The sequence below is a fragment of the Clostridium estertheticum genome (assembly GCF_026650985.1).
Taxonomy (GTDB): domain Bacteria; phylum Bacillota; class Clostridia; order Clostridiales; family Clostridiaceae; genus Clostridium_AD; species Clostridium_AD estertheticum_C.
The window spans coordinates 2,786,351-2,806,805 of sequence record NZ_CP086239.1 but is presented as its reverse complement, the minus strand read 5'-3'; the positions used below and the strand labels follow the sequence as shown (position 1 = coordinate 2,806,805).

Below are 20,455 nucleotides of genomic sequence, written 5' to 3'. Positions count from 1 at the left end.
ATGACATGACTAGAGAAATAATACTTGATATTTTAGAAGCATTATTATTATTAGGAGTTTTTAGCTCTTTAACTAATCAGAAAAAGTATATAGTAACAAATAAATTAAGATCAGGACTGTTTTGTATATTATACGTTTGTGCTATTTCTTTAAGTACATTTTATGTAAATAATTTGTATCATACACTTACTAATATAGTGGTTTCTATTCTACTATTAAAATTGATTACAAAAATAAGTCTTTATTTATCTACTATCATATTTTCTCTGTTTTTTACAATAATCTTTACTACAGAAACTTTTGTTCAGTTCATTGAAATATTTTTACTTAAAGTGAATTTAAATCAAATTTTAACAGTTAATAAATACTTATTTATCTTCCTTATTTTGTGCAAATCCCTACAAATAGTGATTGTTATATTACTTTTAAAATTCGATGTATATTTTAAAGATATATTGCTTAATGAGGAAAAATTTCTTTTCTCTGAATTTCTAATACAAATTGGTATCTTCAATCTATTTATATACATTTTAATTTTTAGTGTGTTAGACATTGAGAGTAATAAAATATATAATATGTTAATTTACAGCATATTTTTTGTGTTTTCAATAATTGCAGTTCTATACTTAAAAGAAAGAGAGAAAATGATTAATATAAATAACAAATATAAAATTCAAAAGCACCAAATTTCTAATATGGAAGAAATAATGAGCATCATCAGACAAGAAAAACATGATTATGCTAACCATATCAATGTTATACAAGCATTATGTTGTTTAAACAAACCGAATGCTGTTGAGAAAATAAAAGAATATGTATCAAAAATTTCGGATACAATTCATACATCATTTACATATCTAAATACAGGAAATGATTATATCGATGGATTGTTATCAATAAAAAATAACTATGCAATGAAAAATAAAATAGATTTTAATGTGATAATTGATGAATCTTTTAATATTTTAAAAATTAGGGAAGACGAATTAATCAGTATTATTAGTAATATTATAGATAATGCATTTGAAGCATTCAAATTAAAATCATATACTGAAAATAAGGAAATATCGATTACTACTTATTTAGAGAATACAACATTTTGTATCGAAATAGCAAATAATGGAGAGGAAATTCCGGAAGAAATAAAAAATAAAATTTTTGAAAAAGGGTTTTCTACAAAAACGAAGCAAGAAGGTGACCATGGGTTTGGGCTATATATTACTAAACAATTAGCCGAGCATAATAATGGGAACATATCTGTAGAACGTGTTTCGGGAAAAACCAAATTTCTAGTTGAATTTAAGATGTAAGAGGATATAGACTTTTTCTATTTATATATGTAAATAGAGGAGGTCTATTTTAATTTAAAAAAATTAATTTCTTTAGAGTGCCATTTTCATTCACATTTAGGCTTATTATGAATACATTAGTAGTGTAGAATATACATTATTTATGTTCTATGCAAACCCATTAATTAAACTTTTAAATTTATAATAAAGGCAATTAAAACATTAATCTGATTTAGTAGAACATATATCAACGTATAAGTCTTATGTTGAAAATATATTATAGTGATATATGTAGCTATAAAATTCTTGATGACGAGATCAGTATTAATAAGTAGTGTCTTAGTTTAAATTTATATATAAAAAGGAGTTTTATTAAATGGGTAAAATTGAAAATTGTAGTAAGTGCGATAAAGGCTCATGTGAATTATGTAGTGTTATTAATGTAGATCCAGTAGATATGGAGAAACATGGTGCTAGATTACTAACTGTAAGAATAAGAGTAAACAATGTATGTTTTGATAAAAAAGTAGCCGTTGCAGTTATAATATATGACAATTGCCACAGAATACTTGCATTTAGAGGCTTTATTACAGTAGTATGTAAAGAAAATGAATGTGGGGATGAATGTGGTACGATTGTACGAAAACTAGTGTTTGTACTTCCAGATGATGATAGTAGTAACCCTGATGAACTTGAAGTTCGTACAGCAGCCAATTATATATATCCATGCGAGTCTAATTGTTAATGGTGGCTCATAGACAAAATATAACTGTTGATCCAATAGTATATGAAGAATTTTGCAAGTATGCGAAAATGAAAGGTATGAAAATTTCTACATGGGTGGCTATGAAAATGAAAGAGGCAGTAGAGGAAGAGAAAGAACTTAATAGAAGAAATAACTTATAAAAGAGCATACTATTAAAAAAACTAAAAGTTATAGACCTCCCTATTTATTGGATACTTTATACAATGAATAGGTAGGTCTATTTTTATAAAATGTAGTACATATATTACACTTATTGTTTTATATTTGAACTAAAAGCAAAGAATGGGGGGAGATCTGTCATTACAATTTAAGTAAATAATGGTATAATTAAATTTATTATAAAAGGTTGAAGTGATTGATATTAGGGGGAGATATAAATGTCAGTTTTAAACGCGAGTAATGTAGTAAAAATTTACAAAGGATTGGGTAAATCAAATTCTACAAAAGCTCTTAATGGTATTTGTCTTACAATCGAAAATGGTGAATTTGTTGCGATAATGGGACCCTCTGGTAGTGGAAAGACAACACTTTTAAATATTCTAAGTGGGATAGATAAACTTACATCTGGTGATATTGAAATTTCAGGGCAAAATATAAATGTGATGACAAAAGATGAATTAGCTCTCTTTAGACGTCGACATTTGGGTTTTGTTTTTCAAGAATTTAATTTATTAGATAGCCTTACACTAAAAGAAAATGTCATGTTACCGATGATACTAGATGATAAAGAACCAGAAGATATTCAAAGTAAGACAGATGAAGTTATGGCAATGTTTAATATAGAAGACATCATGGAAAAATATCCATATACTGTTTCTGGGGGTCAGCAACAAAGAACAGCTATAAGCCGAGCTATAATAAATAACCCAGACATAATATTTGCTGATGAGCCCACAGGAAACTTAGATTCTAAATCTTCAAAGAATGTAATGAAGTGTTTTGAAAAATTAAATACTATAAATAAAAATACCATATTAATAGTAACACATGATTCTTTTGCTGCCAGTTTTTGTAACCGTGTGATTTTCATAAAAGATGGTCTTGTTAACATGGAAATTAGGAAAGATGGTACTAGAAAGGATTTTTTCGACAATATATTGGGTTGCCTTGCGCTAATTGGAGGTGCGGAAGATGACATTTAACCAGATAGCTTTTAAAATTTTCAAAGCTAATTTGAGAAGATATTTGCTATTTTTTTTATGCAACAGTTTTTCAATAATGGTTTTCTTTACATATACTACAATTTATACAAATAAAAAATTTATGAATCCTTCAAATATTAATTATTCTATTACAAATAATATGGTAGCGCCTGGAGTAATGGTTATGCTTTTTTCAGCATTTTTTATATTTTATGCTCAGAATTCTTTTATCAAATTTAGAAAAAAAGAATTTGGACTTTTTATGGTGTTAGGCATGACAAATAAGGATATACAGAGAATGATGATTATAGAAAATGGTTTAATAGCAATTTTTTCTTTACTAACAGGATTAGTTTCAGGAACAATATTTTCAAAGTTATTTTATATGTTAATTATTAAAATAATTGATGTCAACGGGGTACCTTTTTCTATCGCAATTCAAAGTTATATTTATACTACAGTTTTCTTCACAGTGATTTACCTACTTGTAATAATGAAGGGACTTATAGAATCTTTTAGGTATGAGATAATAAATCTTTTAAAATCTACTAGAAAACAAGATAATAACTTTCTAAATAGTCCAATCTGGAGTGTAATTGGAATTATCCTAATAGTAATAGCTTGTTTAGATATGAGAATTAATAACAGCGTGGAAAATTCATCAGTGTCATTACGAAGTTTGGCAGTATGTTTTTTAGGGATTTATCTTTTAATTTCTAATATGGCTTGGCTTTTTTCGAAGGTAACTAATTATTTTCACTATAAGAGTTACAAAAATATTTTATTTATAGCTAATATGAAACACACTTTGGGTCAATCAAAGAAAATCCTCTTTATAATAACTTTATTTGTTAGCATGACAATATTTATGAGTACTATAGCAGTAATAATAATATCGGATTCTAAGAGATTATCTACTGCGTACAATCCTTATGACATAGCATATGCACAGATTTTTGGCAAAAACAAGATTACAGTTCCTCAGCTTGATAATATTTTAAAAAATTCTAAGACTAATTTAACTTCTTTAAAAACAATAGATTTTATATCAAAGCCATACATAACAGTTTTATCTGATAAAAATCTGAATGCGAATTTGGGAACACAGTTAAAAGTTGAAAAAGGATGTTTTATATCACTATTTCAAATAGTAAAAGACGATGGGTATGAACATGAAACTACTGCAGTTAGTAGTCTTGTTATACCAATAAAGGGTACTGATAATACATATAAACCTGGAGGGGAAATTACTAAAGTACTATTTAACAAAATTCCAATATTGAGTAATGGGCATTATGTTATCATTAATGATAATGACTTCCAAAACATAAGAACTAATTCTAACCAAGATGATGTAGGTAAAATTAAGCTTATGAATTTTAATGATTGGTATAAAACTAAGGAGGTTTTAGATGAGCTAAAAAGTAATTTGGAGACAAGTAATAGAAAAAATAAAACTTATTTTGACAATATAAATGATGATATTAAATGGTTTAAACCAGCATCAAGAATAGCTGATTATTTGGATGATAAACAATCAGGGTCATATTCATTGTTTTTATGTAGTTTTGTCGGAATACTTTTTTTCATATCGTCAGTGGTAATGTTGCATTTTAAACTTTTGACAGAGTATGATAATGAAAAGGTAAAATATAAAAAACTATATAAAATAGGGATTACTGACAAAGAGGTAGCTAAACTTATTTCAAAAGAGTTAAAAGTGTTATTTTTTGTGCCGTACATATTATCAATTTTTGTATCAGCTTTTTATAGCTACCACTTGCCAGTTAAACAAGGAGGTCAGATGGTTACTCTAATGTATTCTTTTATAATTAGTCTTATATATTTTTGCTTTCAAATAGTATTTTATTTAGTTTATAATAAGGTGTATGTAAAAAGATTAATTAAGGATTTAGAAAAATAAAAATGAAGTCAGGTGAAATTCTTAATAAATAAATAAAAAAAGATCAGCATTTTTAAAATGCTGATCTTTTTTTATTGTTATCTATATAAGTTTTTTATTAAATATATTAGTTAAATTTAAATTTTCTACTTTCGACTTAATCTCATCCGTATCAAGAGTATAAAGTCCTAGTTCCTTCATTCTTTTAAAATACTCTGCTCCTGCAAAGGTATATCTGTTTTTTCTTCCTTCACTAGTTTGCATTTTTTCATTTGCGTAAGCTATTATATCACCTACAGCTAGGGTCCTTGGCAATATTAGTGGAGGCATTCCTAAGTAATTTTTTACGGCATTGTATCCAGCCAAAGATCCTGTTGCCATCGCTTCAGTGTGGCCTATAAATAGACCGGCTTTCTCTCCAGCGCAAAACAAATTATCTAAATCGTTAACCTTCATACTGTCATCTCTTGGAGCTATGGACACATATCTGATGGAGTTTCCTATTCCACCTGCATATGGGTCTACGTATTTTGCATTTTCAAATCCTTTGATTTTTCTCAATTTTTCTAATGGATAATAGGGGGTCATAAGCTTTACGTCACCGGTATCTATAAGAATTAAATTTTCAGCAAATTCTTTTAGGGCATATTGCTGACATACCTTTAGCTTAAGTTTATCTAAATTTACATCTTCTTTTGGAACCTTTACAATAAGCACGCCTGTCGCATCCAATTGTTCAACTATATCATTAGCTAAGGAACCCTTGGCTAGTTTGCCAGAACCACTAAATGCACCATATACACCCTCTTCTTCTCGCTCACCTTTTAAATCTTCAATACCTGCTTTGCTACTTATACTTACTCTCCCACCAAAGGCAGGGCATCTAAGAATGCACATTGCACATCCATTACCATATTTTAAGCAATTATTCATTGGACCAGCTGAGCCTGTAGTTTCTATAAATGCATCAGCGGCAACGTAACTTTTATCTGATAGATATATTCCTTTTATTTTATTATCTTCTTTTTTAATATCAACTACTCTTGTTATCATGTTTACTTCTATATCCATGGCTTTTAAATATCTTCCAACTGCGGGTTCAATCTTGTTTACATCATAAAGCCAAGCATTTTTATGGCCTGGAAAATCAATATTTTTATGTTTGGTATTTTCGTCAGTCACATGTATAAACTCTCCTGTTCCTAATGCTATTAATTCTTCAGCTGCAGTATAGCGACCATTATTTCTCATTATACCACCGACATTACCAAGACCTAAAAGCATATCTGTTTTCTCATATAAGGCAACTTCAGCACCAGCTTTTTTTGCTGTGATCGCAGCCATGCAACCAGACCATCCACCACCAATTACTATAACCTTCAAAATATTTGCCACCCTTCTAATGCATATTTAGGATCTGTCTGCATTTTGTTTTGTTCCGTTTATTCTATTGCAATAGTTATAGTATTATTACTGTTATGAATATTCGTTATTGATATTTTTACAGCGAGATATGTAGTAATATTAAAAGGATACAGAATAATATGAAATATGATATAGTGATATAACTAACCTAATTGGTAGATAATATGAAGATTACTAGGGAGGATATTATGCAGAAGGAAGTTAATTATTTAAAAGTAGGTAGCAAAATAAGAATTGAAAGAGAAAGGTTTGGTATGAATAGAGAAGATTTGTCAGGACTTTTAGATATATCTTCGTATTTTTTAGGACAAATTGAAAGAGGGGAAAGAAGAATGAGTGTTAATACATTAGTAAATCTTTGCGAATGTTTACATATTTCTATAGATTCTTTGTTTTTTGAACAAGTGACTGGAAGTATAAATAATGATGATTTGCATTCATTAATTAATAAATGCTCAGAAAAAGAAATTGTTGTTATTCAAGGAGTTGTAAAGTTGATTTTACCGCATCTTGCAAGGTAAGAAATATAATAAATATTTTAATTACGGAATTTTTAAGCATTCTGTGCATATCATATAGTATAGCGTAGGAATAAAGTACGCGATAGTTAATAGCTATTCTCCTTAAGAGAATGGCTATTTTTTTTTATTATTAATAAGAGTTATTAAATATTTCTAAATACTGCTACATGTACTCAAATTAAAGGCATGAATAGCTGTGGAAAAAAATTTAGAGTGTTTAAGAGGAAATTTAAAAAAATATTGTAGGGTTGTCTTTAGTATAATAAATAAATCTTAAGGACATAATTTAAAAGCAATTACATTGAAGGGAATGATGACCTTATGATATTTAATAAAGTAGAGATATGTGGGGTAAATACTTCAAAACTACCAAAATTAAAAGAAAAAGAAATGAAGGAGTTATTGTACAGGATACAAAATGGCGAGCCTGAGTGTAGAGATGTATTCATTGAAGGAAATTTAAGATTGGTTTTAAGTGTAATAAAGCGTTTTAATAATCGAGGAGAAAATGTAGATGATCTATTTCAAGTTGGCTGTATTGGTTTAATGAAATCTATTGATAATTTTAATTTAAGTCTAAATGTTAGGTTTTCAACATATGCAGTTCCTATGATTATAGGGGAAATAAGAAGATACTTAAGAGATAATAACTCTATAAGAGTTAGTAGGTCACTTCGGGATATTGCATACAGAGCATTACAAGTTAGGGACAGATTGGTAAATGAGAACAATAAAGAGCCTACTGTAGAACAAATTGCAAAGGAGTTAGAATTACCAAGGGAGGATGTGGTATTTGCTTTAGATGCTATACAAGACCCTGTATCTTTGTTTCAACCAATATACCATGATGGTGGAGATGAAATTTATGTAATGGATCAAATAAAAGACACTAAAAACTTAGATGATAGTTGGCTTGAAAACATATCAATTAAGGATGGTATGAATAAATTAAAAGATAGAGAAAAATTAATATTAAATTTAAGATTTTTTGATGGGAAAACCCAAATGGAAGTAGCTAATGAAATAGGTATTTCTCAAGCACAAGTGTCAAGACTAGAAAAGACTGCACTAAAACATATGAAAAAGTATGTATAGGGTCTTCTAGTAGGATCATTTTATACTTGTGTTTTAGAAATGTTAAAAGGTATTTAATTAAATTAGCACTTACAGGAAAACACGAGTTAACTGTGTTTTTCTATAGGTGCTTTTTATATTATTTCTATTGAGAATTATACTATGTTAAGGTTATTAAAATTTGATTTTGTGCTGTCTTATAATTTTATTTGCGATAACATAGAGTTCCCGTTTTTATCTAACAATACAGTAATACCTCCATTATAACCTTCTATATTTATAAAATAATTTGTAATTAAACCTGTATTTACAATTGCTTTGCAACGTACGGATATTTCATATTCATGATCATATATTGTTTTAGGCATTTTATTTTGACTCTCATTATTATTAAACATTTTCCCCTCCTATATTTTAATAACTCATATTATACAATTATCGCCAAACACATCATTAGTCATTCATAAATCTTTATTTAGCTACGTTTCATTTATTCAATTTGAGGAATATTTAATAGAGTATAGATATCTTTGTTTTAGCTATTAATACTAATATATGCATTAATTATATAAGGGTGTTTTTTTACAATTGTCTTAAAGAAGAAAATAATAATGAAAAATAATCCTAATAAATGTATAAATTAATGAATTTTGTAAATAATATTATATAGGACATCGGATATAGTTATATGAGTAATATACTAGTGAAAACGTTTTTGAAAATACTTTTAAATATTTATCTAATTAATAAAAAATCAAGTGAAGATAATATAACTTTAATAGATGTTTTATATACAATGGCCAAAATCTTAATAGTGAAAGGAGGAATAAAAATGGTTGATATGTATTACAGGCTTGTGAAAGCAGGCTTAAGAACAATTCAGAAAGTACCAGATCAATTTAGAGATGACGTTATAACAAATTTGGCGACATTAACATTAAACAAAAATGGCAAGTCGGATACAAACGAGAAATACAAATAGTAAATGGATAAAGACTTTAAATAGCCTTTATCTATTTTTTTTATTAAAATTTAAAAAAAATCGCTTTTTTCTCCAGTATAATAAATAACAAGTTGATGTAGTGCTCTTGTGCAAGCAACATATAAAAGATTCCTATCGAATTCACTATTATAATTGTTTTTTGAAACATTGAAAACTAGTACTACATCAAATTCTAGGCCTTTTGATATATAGGATGGAATAACTACGGTGCCCTTTATAATTTCAGTGTCATCTATATTTAATAATTTAATGTTATCTAACCTAATTAATTCTTTTTCAATTATTAGTGCTTCTTGCTGCGTTTTACAAATAACTGCAATAGACTCATAACCAAGATTTTCGTATTTGTGAATATCTAGTATGATAGCTTCATAAATGGACTTCTCATTATCTTTGAATACAATTATTGGTTCATCTTCATGCCTATCAAAGGAAACAAACTCTTCTTTGCTATTTAATATTTTTTGAGTAAATGAATTAATTTCAATTGAGGATCTAAAACTTTTATTCATAGAAAGTTTTAGACTTTTTTTCTTATGAAGAATGTCTTCTAGATCATCATAAATAAATTTATTACCGTGCTTTTCAAGGGTTTGATTAAAGTCGCCTAATATTGTAAATTTAGCTCTAGCAAATAGAAGATTAAAAACTTCGTATTGAAGGGGATAATAATCTTGAGCCTCATCAATAACAACCTGCTGTATATCTGAAAATTCCCGATTACCATTAAGCTTAAGTTTAATATATAAAAGGGGTGCACAATCCTCATAATCGATATGGTCTTTATGGAGACTTTCAATGGTTTTTAATATCATTTGTTTAATATCTTTTGGTAGTTCTAACCCTTTGGAAAGTTTTAAAAAAAGTCCGGATTTATTGAAAAGTAATTTATACAAATTTGCATAATCAACCTGCGTATACTTGTGGATATGACCCATTAATACTTTAGCTTCTTTGATTGCCAATAATCTGCTAAAAGATTTTATCTCTAGCTGGTGGTTAGTAGCATTTAGAACAATTTTTTGAATCTTTTGAAGCCTTGCTTTTCTTAAAGGGTGAATTTTATTAAGCATCATACTTTCAATTCTTTTAAGTCTTTTTGATATTGGCATATCCATTTTACCGTTTAGGAAAAGATTATTTAGCTGCTGCTTTGTTTCGATAATTTTGCCATCATAATATAAGTCTTCAAAATTAGTCAAATTATGTTCATAATAATAGATTAATCTATCTAAAATTATAACAAAAGTTTTTGAGCCTTTAAATTTAGTGTTCTCCATTTTTATATTTATGGATTGATTATTATTAATAATCAAAGATTCAAGTTGCTCTTTCCTACTTTCAAATATAAATCTATTATCTAAGAAATCAACTATAATATTGTCAAAAGTAGTTTCTTCTACGTTATCCTCGCCGAGTTCTGGTAAAACCCCAGAAATATATTTACTAAATACGGAACTTGGAGAAATTATAATAATATTATTGGAATGTATTTTTGATCCCATACCAACATAAAGCAAATATGCAATTCTATGTAGTGCTATAGAAGTTTTACCACTTCCGGCCACACCTTGCACAATTAAAAGTTCGTTTTCAGTATCCCGAATAATTATATCCTGCTGCTTTTGGATGGTTTCAACTATATTTTTCATTGTTGATGAAGAATTATGGCTCAAAACTTCTTGCAGAATTTCATCATTAATTGTTACACTACTATCAAAAAAATATTGAAGTTTTGATTCCTTAATTTTATATTGTCTCTTCATAGTAATATCACCTGAAATCACTGAGAATGGCGCATTATATGAGCCTTTGCCTATTTCAAATTGATAAAACATACTTGAAATAGGTGAGCGCCAATCATATATTAAAATTGAACTGGTATCTTTATCTATTAAATTATAAAGACCAATATAAATTTTATCAAGATCATCATAACCATCTTCTTTAAAATCAAATCTTCCAAAATACGGTGAGTTTAGAATCTGTGTATATTTCTTTATACGTTTAAGTGTTTTTTCGTAGCTATAATTTTGACTATCAACCTCTGAAAGATGTTGAAGCATCTCTGGAATTTTATCAAAATCATTTGAAGAATGAGCAGATTCTTGCCACATATCTCTTCTTGAAGTAATAAGGTCTCTTTTTTTAAAGTTAATATCATATTCATCTTTCGTAAGTTCTTTTTTTAGAAAGTTAAGTGTATTATCAAGATATAGTGTTTCCTCTTTATTAATTAGTTTATAATTACCCATTTTGTCACGCTCCTATTTATTTTTATAAAAACCATTGACATTTACATTCCTTGTGTGATATACTAAAAGTGAGTTATAAGGTATAATAATTATACTTGTATTCACATTTAATTATATACAAAAATCATATTTAAGTAAAGCTTATGTGTGGTTTTATTTTTATGTCGAGGTAAAGAAGATAAGGTATGTAAATACTTTTTTTATTATAAAATACAAAATCATGTAGTAAAAACACATTATATATAAAGATGTAGAGGGCAATTAGATGCCTTCTTTTTTATTTGCGTGGCAAAAATTCAGACAAGGAGGAATAGGGATGTTACCAATAGAAAGATTAGAAATTATAAAGCAGACAGCCTTAAGCGAAAAAAAACTATATGTTTCAAAGTTAAGCGAAAAATTTGATGTAACGGAAGAAACAATTAGGCGAGATTTAGAAAAACTAGAACAACAAGGTTTAGTTACTAGAAGTTATGGTGGGGCAATATTGAATGCTCAAATAACAAATGAGGATATACCTTTTTATAAAAGGTCAAAGACCGATATGGGAGAAAAAATATACATAGCATCAAAAGCAATAGAATTTATTAAAGAAGATAGTACGATAATGGCAGATTGTAGTTCAACTGTACTTGAGGTCTTGAAGCTAATTAAAGATAGAAGTGACGTAACAGTTATAACAAATTCAGTTGAAGTTCTTAGTGAACTTAATCAATCAGAACTAAATATTATATCAACGGGTGGCTCAATAAAGCAAAGATCTTTATCACTTCAAGGACCCATAACACAAAGTACTATTAGAAAATATAGTGTAGATTTAGCATTTGTGAGCTGCAAAGGAATGGATATTAAAAAAGGAATATTAGACTCAAATGAAGAAGAGGCAGAAATTAAAAATACTATGATAAAGCAAGCCAGTAAGGTAATTTTATTAATTGATCATAGTAAATATGATAAAACTTCTTTCGTAAAGCTTTTTGATTATGAAAATATAGATTACATAATTACAGATAAAGAACCAAGAGAAGAATGGTTAAAATTATTACATTCTAATAACATTGAAATTATATATTAGTAAAAAACTATACAATATGAAGTTAAGTTAAAGAGCTGCCAAAAATCATTTTTGGCAGTTCTTTAATTTTTTTGCTTTAGAGAATAAGAGAAACAAACAAAAACAAGAAAAACAAAACAAAAACAACAGAAAACGATTGTATTTATAAAAAAAATGAAGTATACTTTAAGAAGTTAGATGTTACAAAATGTACTACATAAAATGAAACGTGTTAGAATATTAAAATTAAAAATATAATTATAAAATGAAAGTGGGAGATTAAAATGAATATAGAAAATATGAAATTTATACAAAACTTTAAAAAAATTGCAAATGATGCATGGCTTAAGGGTTGGCATGAAAGAAACGGTGGAAATATAACTTATAGATTAACACAAGAGGAAGTATCAGCAGTTAAAGGCATTATTAATGAAGATTCAGCATATACTCCAATTGGAGTAACTGTTGAAAACTTAGCTAATGAGTATTTCCTAGTAACCGGAAGTGGAAAATTCATAAGAAATATGACCGTATGTTTAGAAGAAAATGCAGGACTCATAAAGATTGATGAAAAAGGCGAAAATTACAAAATAGTTTGGGGATTAATAAATGGGGCAAGACCAACAAGTGAAGTAACATCACATTTAATGAGTCATTCAATAAAGAAAGAAAAAACAAATGGAACATACAGAGTTATAATGCATTCACATACTACAAACGCTATAGCTTTAACATTTGTATTACCACTAGATGGCAAGGTATTTACAAGAGAATTGTGGGAAATGGCAACAGAATGTCCAGTAGTATTCCCAGGCGGAATAGGCATAGTACCTTGGATGGTTCCAGGTGGAGCTCCGATTGCAGAAGCAACTGGTAAATTAATGAAAAAACATGATGTTGTAATTTGGGCACATCACGGAATGTTCTGCGCTGGTGAAACTCTAGATTTAACTTTCGGACTTATGGATACAGTAGAGAAATCAGCTGAAATTTTAGTTAAAGTATTATCAATGGGTGGAAAAAAACAAACAATAACTTCTCAAAACTTTAGAGATTTAGCAAAAGATTTTAATGTTAATATTTCAGAAGACTATTTAGGCTAATTTTTTATTAAAAAAATATATTCTAAAAGGAGATTGATTATTATGGCAAATAGAATGGTTTTAAATGAGACAAGTTACATAGGAGCAGGAGCAATAACGAATATTGCGCAAGAGGTTAAAACTAGAGGTTTTAAAAAAGCATTAGTAGTAACTGATAAAGATTTAATAAAATTTAATGTAGCTTGCAAGGTAACAGATTTACTAAAAGAAAGTGGTTTAGCTTTTGAAATTTTTGATGGTGTAAAAGCTAACCCTACTATAAGTGTAGTAAAAAGCGGTATAGCAATGTTTAAGGAATCTGGAGCAGATTACCTAGTAGCTATCGGTGGGGGTTCATCTATTGATACTGCAAAAGCTATAGGTATTATTATAAGTAACCCTGAATTTTCAGATGTAAGAAGTCTTGAAGGTGCAGCTATCACTAAAAATAAATCAGTACCTATTATTGCAATTCCAACAACAGCTGGAACTGCAGCAGAAGTTACTATTAATTATGTAATCACTGATGAAGAAAGAAAACGTAAGTTTGTATGTGTAGATCCACATGACATTCCAGTTATTGCAGTTGTTGATTCGGAAATGATGTCATCAATGCCAAAGGGACTAACAGCAGCTACTGGTATGGATGCTTTAACTCATGCAATTGAAGGATATATTACAAAAGGTGCTTGGGAGTTAACAGATACTCTCCATTTAAAAGCTATTGAAATAATTTCACGTTCGCTTAGAAGTGCAGTAGCAAATGAACCAAAGGGAAGAGAAGATATGGCCCTTGGGCAATACGTTGCAGGTATGGGATTTAGTAATGTAGGTCTTGGTCTTGTTCACGGAATGGCACATCCACTTGGAGCTTTTTATGATACACCACATGGAATTGCTAATGCAGTAATATTGCCTTATGTTATGGAATATAATGCAGGTTCTACTGGCGAAAAATACAGAGAAGTAGCTCGTGCAATGCGAGTTCCAAATGTTGATAACATGTCTCAAGATGAATATAGAAAGGCAGCTATTGATGCTGTTAAAAAACTTTCAGGGGATGTCGGAATTCCAAAGACATTAAAAGAAATTGGAGTTAAAAAGGAAGATTTAGGTGCACTTGCAGAGTCAGCTATGGCAGATGCATGTACCCCAGGTAATCCAAGAGATACAAGCGTTAAAGAAATATTTGAAGTTTATAAATCAATTTTTTAATAAACAATATATTCAAAGTAATATGCTAGAGCAATTCTGAAAAGCTACCTAGATGTTTATTAGTAGTTATATAGAAAAAAACGGGTTACCTTAAGGGAGGCCACTGAAAAAAGCACTCTTTTTTCAGTAGAGTTTTCAAATTTGAATAGAAAAAGCATGAGGAATCCATATTTTTGGATATCTCATGCTTTTTCTTTTATAATTAAGTTTTAAAAGCCCTATTTCATGCTTTTCAACTTAATTATTCTCTTTAGATTCACAGTGAAGATTGATAATGCACCTTGCATTTGCATGCTAATTAAGCCTGACGATATTGCTACATCATAGCCATGTTGGTGCTTAAGTTCACTATTTTTAGCCTCTATCATATAACGCTCCCTAGCACGTTTTTTAAAATATTCACTTTTTTCGAACTCTATTTGATCTTTGTGGGTATTTGACTTTATTGAAACTGAATAAGTTTTAGATTTAGCGCCTTCTTTATAACACCCATCTTTATGAACACAATTTTTACACTTTTCTACATTAAAATAGTAAGTTAACACTTGATTTTTACCAACATTCTTCTTTCCCTGTTTTGCTTTTTTAATAGCCATATGACCTGCCGGACATACAAATAAACCAGCATCTTTATTAAACTCAAATTCATCTTCTTTTTTTCGCATTCCTTGTGAAATTACAGGATTTAGTTTTGAAATTAATGCAATTTTATTTTCTTTTGCATATTCTAGATTTTTCTTTTCAGAATAAGCTGTATCTCCAATTACTTCATTAACATCTATACCAGCCTCACGGCTTTTTTCTATTAAGGCTATGAGCTCCTTTCCATCACTTTTTTCGCCAGTTGTAATAACAGCTGCTGTAATTAAACGTTCTTCACTCATAGCAAGGTGTGATTTATATCCAAAAAAAGAACTATCCTCAGTCTTATGCCCCACTTTTGCATCCTCATCTTTTGATAGTTTTAGGTTTTCTATGTCATCATTAAAAGCTTCGGTTAAGTAGTTTAATTTAGTTTTCACAGTTGGATTTGCTACAATTTCTGGATTCTTGTTTATGCTATCAATTAATAATTTGCAGTACTCAAGAATATCTTCAAGTACTCCATTTGTAACTTTATTCGGCAAATCTTCTTTTATCTCAGGATGTACTCCGTACAATGTTTTTCTTAAATTTTTTGCACGTTTCAATAATTCTTCTCCTGCTGATTTTTGGTTATAACGTGACTTGGTATGCGTAGCATCAACTATTATTGCTTTGCTTTTTAAAACTCCCTCTTTTATAGCAAGTTCTACAGTCTTGTTTATTAATAAATCTAATAAATTCATGTCTTTAAGGCGAAGCTTTCTAAATTTAGTTAATGTACTTGAGTTTATTAAATTTGTTTCTTCTGGGGCTAAATTCAGAAAATATTTAAATGACATATCATAAAGAGTTCTTTCAACAACATCTTCATCAGACAATTCATATATTACTTTCAAAAGCAAATATTTAAATAGCATTATAGGGTTAATAGCACCTCTACCCATAGATGAACTATAGTTAATAATCAATTCGTCATAAACAAATGAAAAGTCAACAAGGTCATTAATTTGCTTTAAAATGTTATCTTTCGGAATAATTAACGAATATAAGCTATGGTATGTATTTATTTTTATTTCCAATTGTCCTTTTAGCATAATAGTTTAGCCCCTTTTATTTTATTCTACTATACTAATTCGACATATCTTTTAAAATTCCTTTTTGTTTTTAGTCTTTTACATAAAAAAATCGCCATCTTTAATTCGATGACGATTTTTCATATAGTTTTTCAGTGGCCTCCCTTAAGGTAGTCTGTTTTTTTCTATATGTTGGAAGTGAAATCGGGTTAATGTTGATATTGTAGCGACCCAGGAGATGATTTAATTGGATAAAAAGATTGAAATGTTGGAATAGTAGTGGTATTGTAATCACATGAATAAGGAAGTTTAATAAATTAAAATGGAGGTGTCAAATGACGGATATAAAAAACAAATTTGATAGTACAAAGGATAAGATTTTGGGAAAAACTAAGGAGAATGTCGGAAAGGCAACTGGTAGTGAAGAGACAGAACTTAAAGGGAAGGCTCAGTCACGAACGGGTGAGTTTAAGGAGAAATTTGGTGAATTTAAAGAGAAGGTAGCAAAAAAAATTAATGATACATTAGATAAGAATGAAGAAAAGAAATAGATGGTTTTTAGAAAAATTCATTTTGGATAAAGAAACTTAAGGAGCAAAAAAACTTCGGAGAAATACAGCCGAAGTTTTTTTGATTCTTTGGATATATTGGTTGATTTTGTTACATGCCAGGCATACCAGACATCTTATTAATTATTTCAGGATTTACCATACCGAAAATCATAGCAATATGTGCTACAACTAAAAAACCACTTATAAGAATAAAATGAATTTTCATTTTTTCGTCTAAAGTTTTTTTCTTAAAAATAACACCAAGCTCCATTAGTGCTATTGGTAAAAGGAAAATAACACCGCTTAGATAAAAACCAACAGCGATAACATCTACCCAGGTATGCCAACCACCACTTGTTGAAAGGGGTATAACCGCGGTTATAAATAAGTATATAAAAATACCTGTAAAATAAAATCCGTCAAAAATACCTATGATTTTATTTAGTGTCCTAATACCGCCTTGCTGAATTTTATTAAAAATAATAAAAAATTCAGTAATTGTTAATGCTTCTGCCATTATAACTGGTAAAGCCATAAAAATAATTAAATTCCAGGGCTGATTGTCTGTTAACAATGCCATATAATGAGTCATATTCATTATAATCATCCTTCTTTCTTCTATATTCTATTTAAGCCTATTGTAATAATAAGTTGTGTAGATTTTATGAAGATTTACGGCTTGAAGATAATTATTTGTTATAATACTTTATTAATAAATGAACTATTGCATGTTATATTGTTATTAAACCAACAAAAGCCACATGATGGAATTGTAATCCAACATGTGGCTGATGTATTAGGTTGTAAATCTATTTTGTAATTTTAAATCAAATAAATTTAAGCAACATTTTTTTTCTTGTTTTTAGGAATCCAGAACTTTTCAATCTCTTCTAATGATTTATTTTTAGTTTCTGGAACCGACGTTGTAACGAATATAAAGCAAATAACATTTAATCCGCAGAATATCCAAAAGGTAAATGCACCGCCAATACTACTAAGCAGCATTGGAGTAAATTGACCGATTGCCCAGTTAGCGCCCCATAGAAACATAGTCGCAATGCCTGTTGCTCTTGCTCTTAAATAGTTTGGGAATATTTCAGGAATCATAATCCAAGGAATTGGACCCATTGAAATACAAAATGATGCTACAAAACCAAGAATCAAGAACAAAATAACCATTCCATTTGCATAATGTGTATAAAATGCTAAACCGATGAATAACATAAAGAAAGCCATTAATGCAGAACCTATAGACATTAACTTTTTACGTCCAACTTTATCTATTAAGAACATAGCGAGTATTGTAGCTAAAACGTCTACAACGCCTACCACGCTTGTAGCAAGAAAACTTGAATTAGTTTTAAAACCTATCATTTCAAAAATTTTAGGACCATAATATGTAATTGAGTTCATGCCAACTGCTTGATTAAAGATGGCAAGGAAAATTCCGATTACTAAAGCTTTACGAAGCCCTGGTTTAAAAAGTTGTTTAAGAGATGAATCTTTTTCAACTACCAATGAATTAGAAATAGAATCAAACTCTTGTTTCCCGATTACAGGGCCATTAATTTTATTAAGTACAGCGACAGCTTGATCTAATTTTCCAGCTTTTACTAAATAACGTGGACTTTCTGGAACGAAAAATAATGTTAATAAGAATACAAAAGAGGGGAATATACCACAAGCAAGCATCCAACGCCATCCAGTTGTTGTAAGCCAAGCATCACTACCCATATTTACAATCCATAGGTTTATGAAGTATGTAAGACACATTCCTGATATAGTGAATAATTGATAGAGCGCAGAAAGTCTACCACGAATTGCAGGTGGTGCACATTCTGTAATATAAGTTACAGATAAGGCTGAAGCCATACCAATACCTAGACCTCCAATTATTCGAGCAATAATTAAAGCTTCTACTGAATGTGATAGAGCAGATGCTAGGGCTGATACTCCAAATAAAGCAGCAGCAAACATTAATACTTTTTTTCTGCCGATGAAATCACCTAAAAATCCAGAGATACCAACACCGGCAACACCACCAATCATAATACTTGAAATTACTAGACCTTCCATCATTGGTGTTAAATTATATAGCTTTTGAAGCGAACCAATGGCACCTGATATAACGGCTGTGTCATATCCATAAAGTAGACCGCCTAATCCGGCAGCACATGATATTAATATGATAAACATTAAAGAACGTTTGCTTTTAGGTTTCTCTGACATTTTAAATCCTCCTCATATGTTATATTTACTTTTATTATTAGTTTTGAAAGCGATTACAAGATTATAATAATATATATACGTACAAATGTCAATAAAAATGAAGCAGTTGTAGGTACAAATAAAAAATAAATAAACCATAAACCGCTATAATATTGTAAAATAGCTTATGGTTTATGGTTTATTTTAAAGTGACTTTGTTGAATTACGAATAACAAGACTAGGTTCATATAATATAGAATCACTGTCATCAAATTCATTATTATTGTTAACTAATTTTATTATTAAATTAGCAGCGTCCTTGCCCATTTGTTCTTTTGGGTGTGTAATAGAAGTTAGCTTTGGAACCATAATTCTTGATAACATAGAGTCATCAAAGCCGATAATTGAAAGGCCTTCTGGAATTTTAATTTTCAATTTATTTGCAATGTTTGACACCATATATGCAATTTCATCATTATAACAAAATATACCTGTAGGACGATTGCTGGATTTGAGTACACTCTCTATTCTTTGGGGAAGTACTGTTTCCACTTCTTCTGAAAGGTAAGTTAAAATTTGATTTGTCGATGGTGGAATTTCATTCTTTTGACATTCTGTAATAAATCCATTCATTCTATGGATACCTTGGGAATCATCAACTTTAAATATACCGGTTATGTTAGTGTGACCTAAAGAAAGCAAGTGTTTAGTTGCAATCTTTCCACCTTTAAAATCATTAACCCGTAAGGTTGGGACCTTGATTTCATAATAGGAAGCATTAATCATAATAATAGGAATATTTTTAGCTAATATATTATTTAGATATTCTAGATTGTGAATTTGATACGCACTTTTTGTTGGTTCTAAGATAAGGCCATCTATTTCATGTGCTAGCAAATTTTTTAAATTACTATTTTCAAGCATTATGTTATTGCTAGTAGATGATAATAAAAGAGAATAAGATTCAGCATAGAGAGTACTTTCAATCCCACGAATTATATCTGGAAATATATAATTTGATATATGAGTTGTAAGAACACCTATATTTTTATTTTTTTTTAAGTGAATACTATTTTGTTTCCAATCAGATAGATATATTCCGCTTCCTTGTATTCGATATACATATTGAGCAGCATTTAAATCACTGATAGCTCTCCTTACGGTATGCCTGCTTACATTAAAGAGAGACATTAGTTCTGATTCAGTTGGGAGCTTATCGTTTGGCATATATTTTTCAGTCATTGCCCAATCAATAATTTTTTCTATTACTTCTTCATATTTGTGTTTCATATGTATCTCCTATAATAAT

At 29.2% G+C, this 20,455-nt stretch carries 19 protein-coding genes; 12 read left to right on the top strand and 7 right to left on the bottom strand.

Going from position 1 to position 20,455, the window contains the following annotated elements:
- The first annotated feature begins 5 nt into the window (after positions 1–5).
- From LL038_RS13395 to LL038_RS13375, 5 genes are all read left to right on the top strand, one after another.
- A complete protein-coding gene (locus LL038_RS13395) occupies positions 6–1,310 on the top strand; it encodes a sensor histidine kinase (protein WP_268055867.1) in 1,305 nt (434 codons plus the stop codon).
- A gap of 355 nt (positions 1,311–1,665) precedes the next feature.
- A complete protein-coding gene (locus tag LL038_RS13390; protein WP_216127799.1) occupies positions 1,666–2,034 on the top strand; it encodes a hypothetical protein in 369 nt (122 codons plus the stop codon).
- Positions 2,034–2,195, top strand: coding sequence for a hypothetical protein (locus LL038_RS13385; protein WP_216127801.1), 162 nt, complete (start codon positions 2,034–2,036; stop codon positions 2,193–2,195). Before LL038_RS13390 ends, LL038_RS13385 begins: the two co-directional genes overlap by 1 nt.
- A 237-nt stretch (positions 2,196–2,432) precedes the next feature.
- On the top strand, positions 2,433–3,197 hold the full coding sequence (locus tag LL038_RS13380) for an ABC transporter ATP-binding protein (RefSeq protein WP_216127804.1): 765 nt from the start codon (positions 2,433–2,435) through the stop codon (positions 3,195–3,197).
- The gene (locus LL038_RS13375) at positions 3,187–5,121 is read left to right on the top strand and encodes an FtsX-like permease family protein (protein ID WP_216127805.1); all 1,935 of its coding nucleotides are present in this window, start codon (positions 3,187–3,189) and stop codon (positions 5,119–5,121) included. Before LL038_RS13380 ends, LL038_RS13375 begins: the two co-directional genes overlap by 11 nt.
- A gap of 81 nt (positions 5,122–5,202) precedes the next feature.
- On the opposite strand, the gene LL038_RS13370 is transcribed toward LL038_RS13375, so the two are convergent.
- Complete coding sequence (locus LL038_RS13370; RefSeq protein WP_216127806.1) at positions 5,203–6,483, bottom strand: FAD-dependent oxidoreductase; 1,281 nt, start codon at positions 6,481–6,483, stop codon at positions 5,203–5,205.
- A 230-nt stretch (positions 6,484–6,713) separates the two neighbouring features.
- Between LL038_RS13370 and LL038_RS13365 the strand changes: the two genes are divergently transcribed.
- Both LL038_RS13365 and sigG read left to right on the top strand, forming a co-directional pair.
- The gene (locus LL038_RS13365) at positions 6,714–7,046 is read left to right on the top strand and encodes a helix-turn-helix domain-containing protein (protein WP_216127808.1); all 333 of its coding nucleotides are present in this window, start codon (positions 6,714–6,716) and stop codon (positions 7,044–7,046) included.
- 321 nt (positions 7,047–7,367) lie between these two features.
- A complete protein-coding gene (gene sigG / locus LL038_RS13360; RefSeq protein ID WP_216127810.1) occupies positions 7,368–8,141 on the top strand; it encodes an RNA polymerase sporulation sigma factor SigG in 774 nt (257 codons plus the stop codon).
- A 176-nt stretch (positions 8,142–8,317) separates the two neighbouring features.
- On the opposite strand, the gene LL038_RS13355 is transcribed toward sigG, so the two are convergent.
- On the bottom strand, positions 8,318–8,518 hold the full coding sequence (locus tag LL038_RS13355) for a DUF6440 family protein (protein ID WP_216127812.1): 201 nt from the start codon (positions 8,516–8,518) through the stop codon (positions 8,318–8,320).
- 290 nt (positions 8,519–8,808) lie between these two features.
- Here LL038_RS13355 and LL038_RS13350 point away from each other — a divergent pair, with 290 nt between their 5' ends.
- Complete coding sequence (locus tag LL038_RS13350; RefSeq protein WP_268055865.1) at positions 8,809–9,102, top strand: CD1375 family protein; 294 nt, start codon at positions 8,809–8,811, stop codon at positions 9,100–9,102.
- Positions 9,103–9,152: 50 nt separating this feature from the next.
- Here LL038_RS13350 and LL038_RS13345 read toward each other — a convergent pair whose 3' ends face one another.
- On the bottom strand, positions 9,153–11,378 hold the full coding sequence (locus LL038_RS13345; protein WP_216127817.1) for a HelD family protein: 2,226 nt from the start codon (positions 11,376–11,378) through the stop codon (positions 9,153–9,155).
- Positions 11,379–11,694: 316 nt separating this feature from the next.
- On the opposite strand from LL038_RS13345, the gene LL038_RS13340 reads away from it, so the two are divergent.
- From LL038_RS13340 to fucO, 3 genes are all read left to right on the top strand, one after another.
- Positions 11,695–12,453 carry a DeoR/GlpR family DNA-binding transcription regulator gene (locus LL038_RS13340; protein ID WP_216127818.1) on the top strand — a complete coding sequence of 253 codons (759 nt, stop codon included), beginning with the start codon at positions 11,695–11,697 and terminating at the stop codon, positions 12,451–12,453.
- Between the two features lie 263 nt (positions 12,454–12,716).
- Positions 12,717–13,535, top strand: coding sequence for a rhamnulose-1-phosphate aldolase (gene rhaD / locus LL038_RS13335; RefSeq protein ID WP_216127819.1), 819 nt, complete (start codon positions 12,717–12,719; stop codon positions 13,533–13,535).
- Positions 13,536–13,577: 42 nt separating this feature from the next.
- Positions 13,578–14,729, top strand: a complete 1,152-nt coding sequence (fucO, locus tag LL038_RS13330) for a lactaldehyde reductase (RefSeq protein ID WP_216127821.1) — start codon at positions 13,578–13,580, stop codon at positions 14,727–14,729.
- 218 nt (positions 14,730–14,947) lie between these two features.
- Here fucO and LL038_RS13325 read toward each other — a convergent pair whose 3' ends face one another.
- The gene (locus LL038_RS13325) at positions 14,948–16,408 is read right to left on the bottom strand and encodes an IS1182 family transposase (protein WP_216128210.1); all 1,461 of its coding nucleotides are present in this window, start codon (positions 16,406–16,408) and stop codon (positions 14,948–14,950) included.
- Between the two features lie 314 nt (positions 16,409–16,722).
- Between LL038_RS13325 and LL038_RS13320 the strand changes: the two genes are divergently transcribed.
- A complete protein-coding gene (locus LL038_RS13320; protein WP_216124245.1) occupies positions 16,723–16,938 on the top strand; it encodes a CsbD family protein in 216 nt (71 codons plus the stop codon).
- A 109-nt stretch (positions 16,939–17,047) separates the two neighbouring features.
- On the opposite strand, the gene LL038_RS13315 is transcribed toward LL038_RS13320, so the two are convergent.
- From LL038_RS13315 to LL038_RS13305, 3 genes are all read right to left on the bottom strand, one after another.
- Positions 17,048–17,536: a DUF6803 family protein gene (locus tag LL038_RS13315; RefSeq protein ID WP_216124243.1), complete on the bottom strand. Its 489-nt coding sequence runs from the start codon at positions 17,534–17,536 to the stop codon at positions 17,048–17,050.
- Positions 17,537–17,775: 239 nt separating this feature from the next.
- Positions 17,776–19,167, bottom strand: coding sequence for a sugar porter family MFS transporter (locus LL038_RS13310; protein WP_216124241.1), 1,392 nt, complete (start codon positions 19,165–19,167; stop codon positions 17,776–17,778).
- Between the two features lie 183 nt (positions 19,168–19,350).
- A complete protein-coding gene (locus tag LL038_RS13305; RefSeq protein ID WP_216124239.1) occupies positions 19,351–20,436 on the bottom strand; it encodes a GntR family transcriptional regulator in 1,086 nt (361 codons plus the stop codon).
- Between the last annotated feature and the right edge of the window lie 19 nt (positions 20,437–20,455).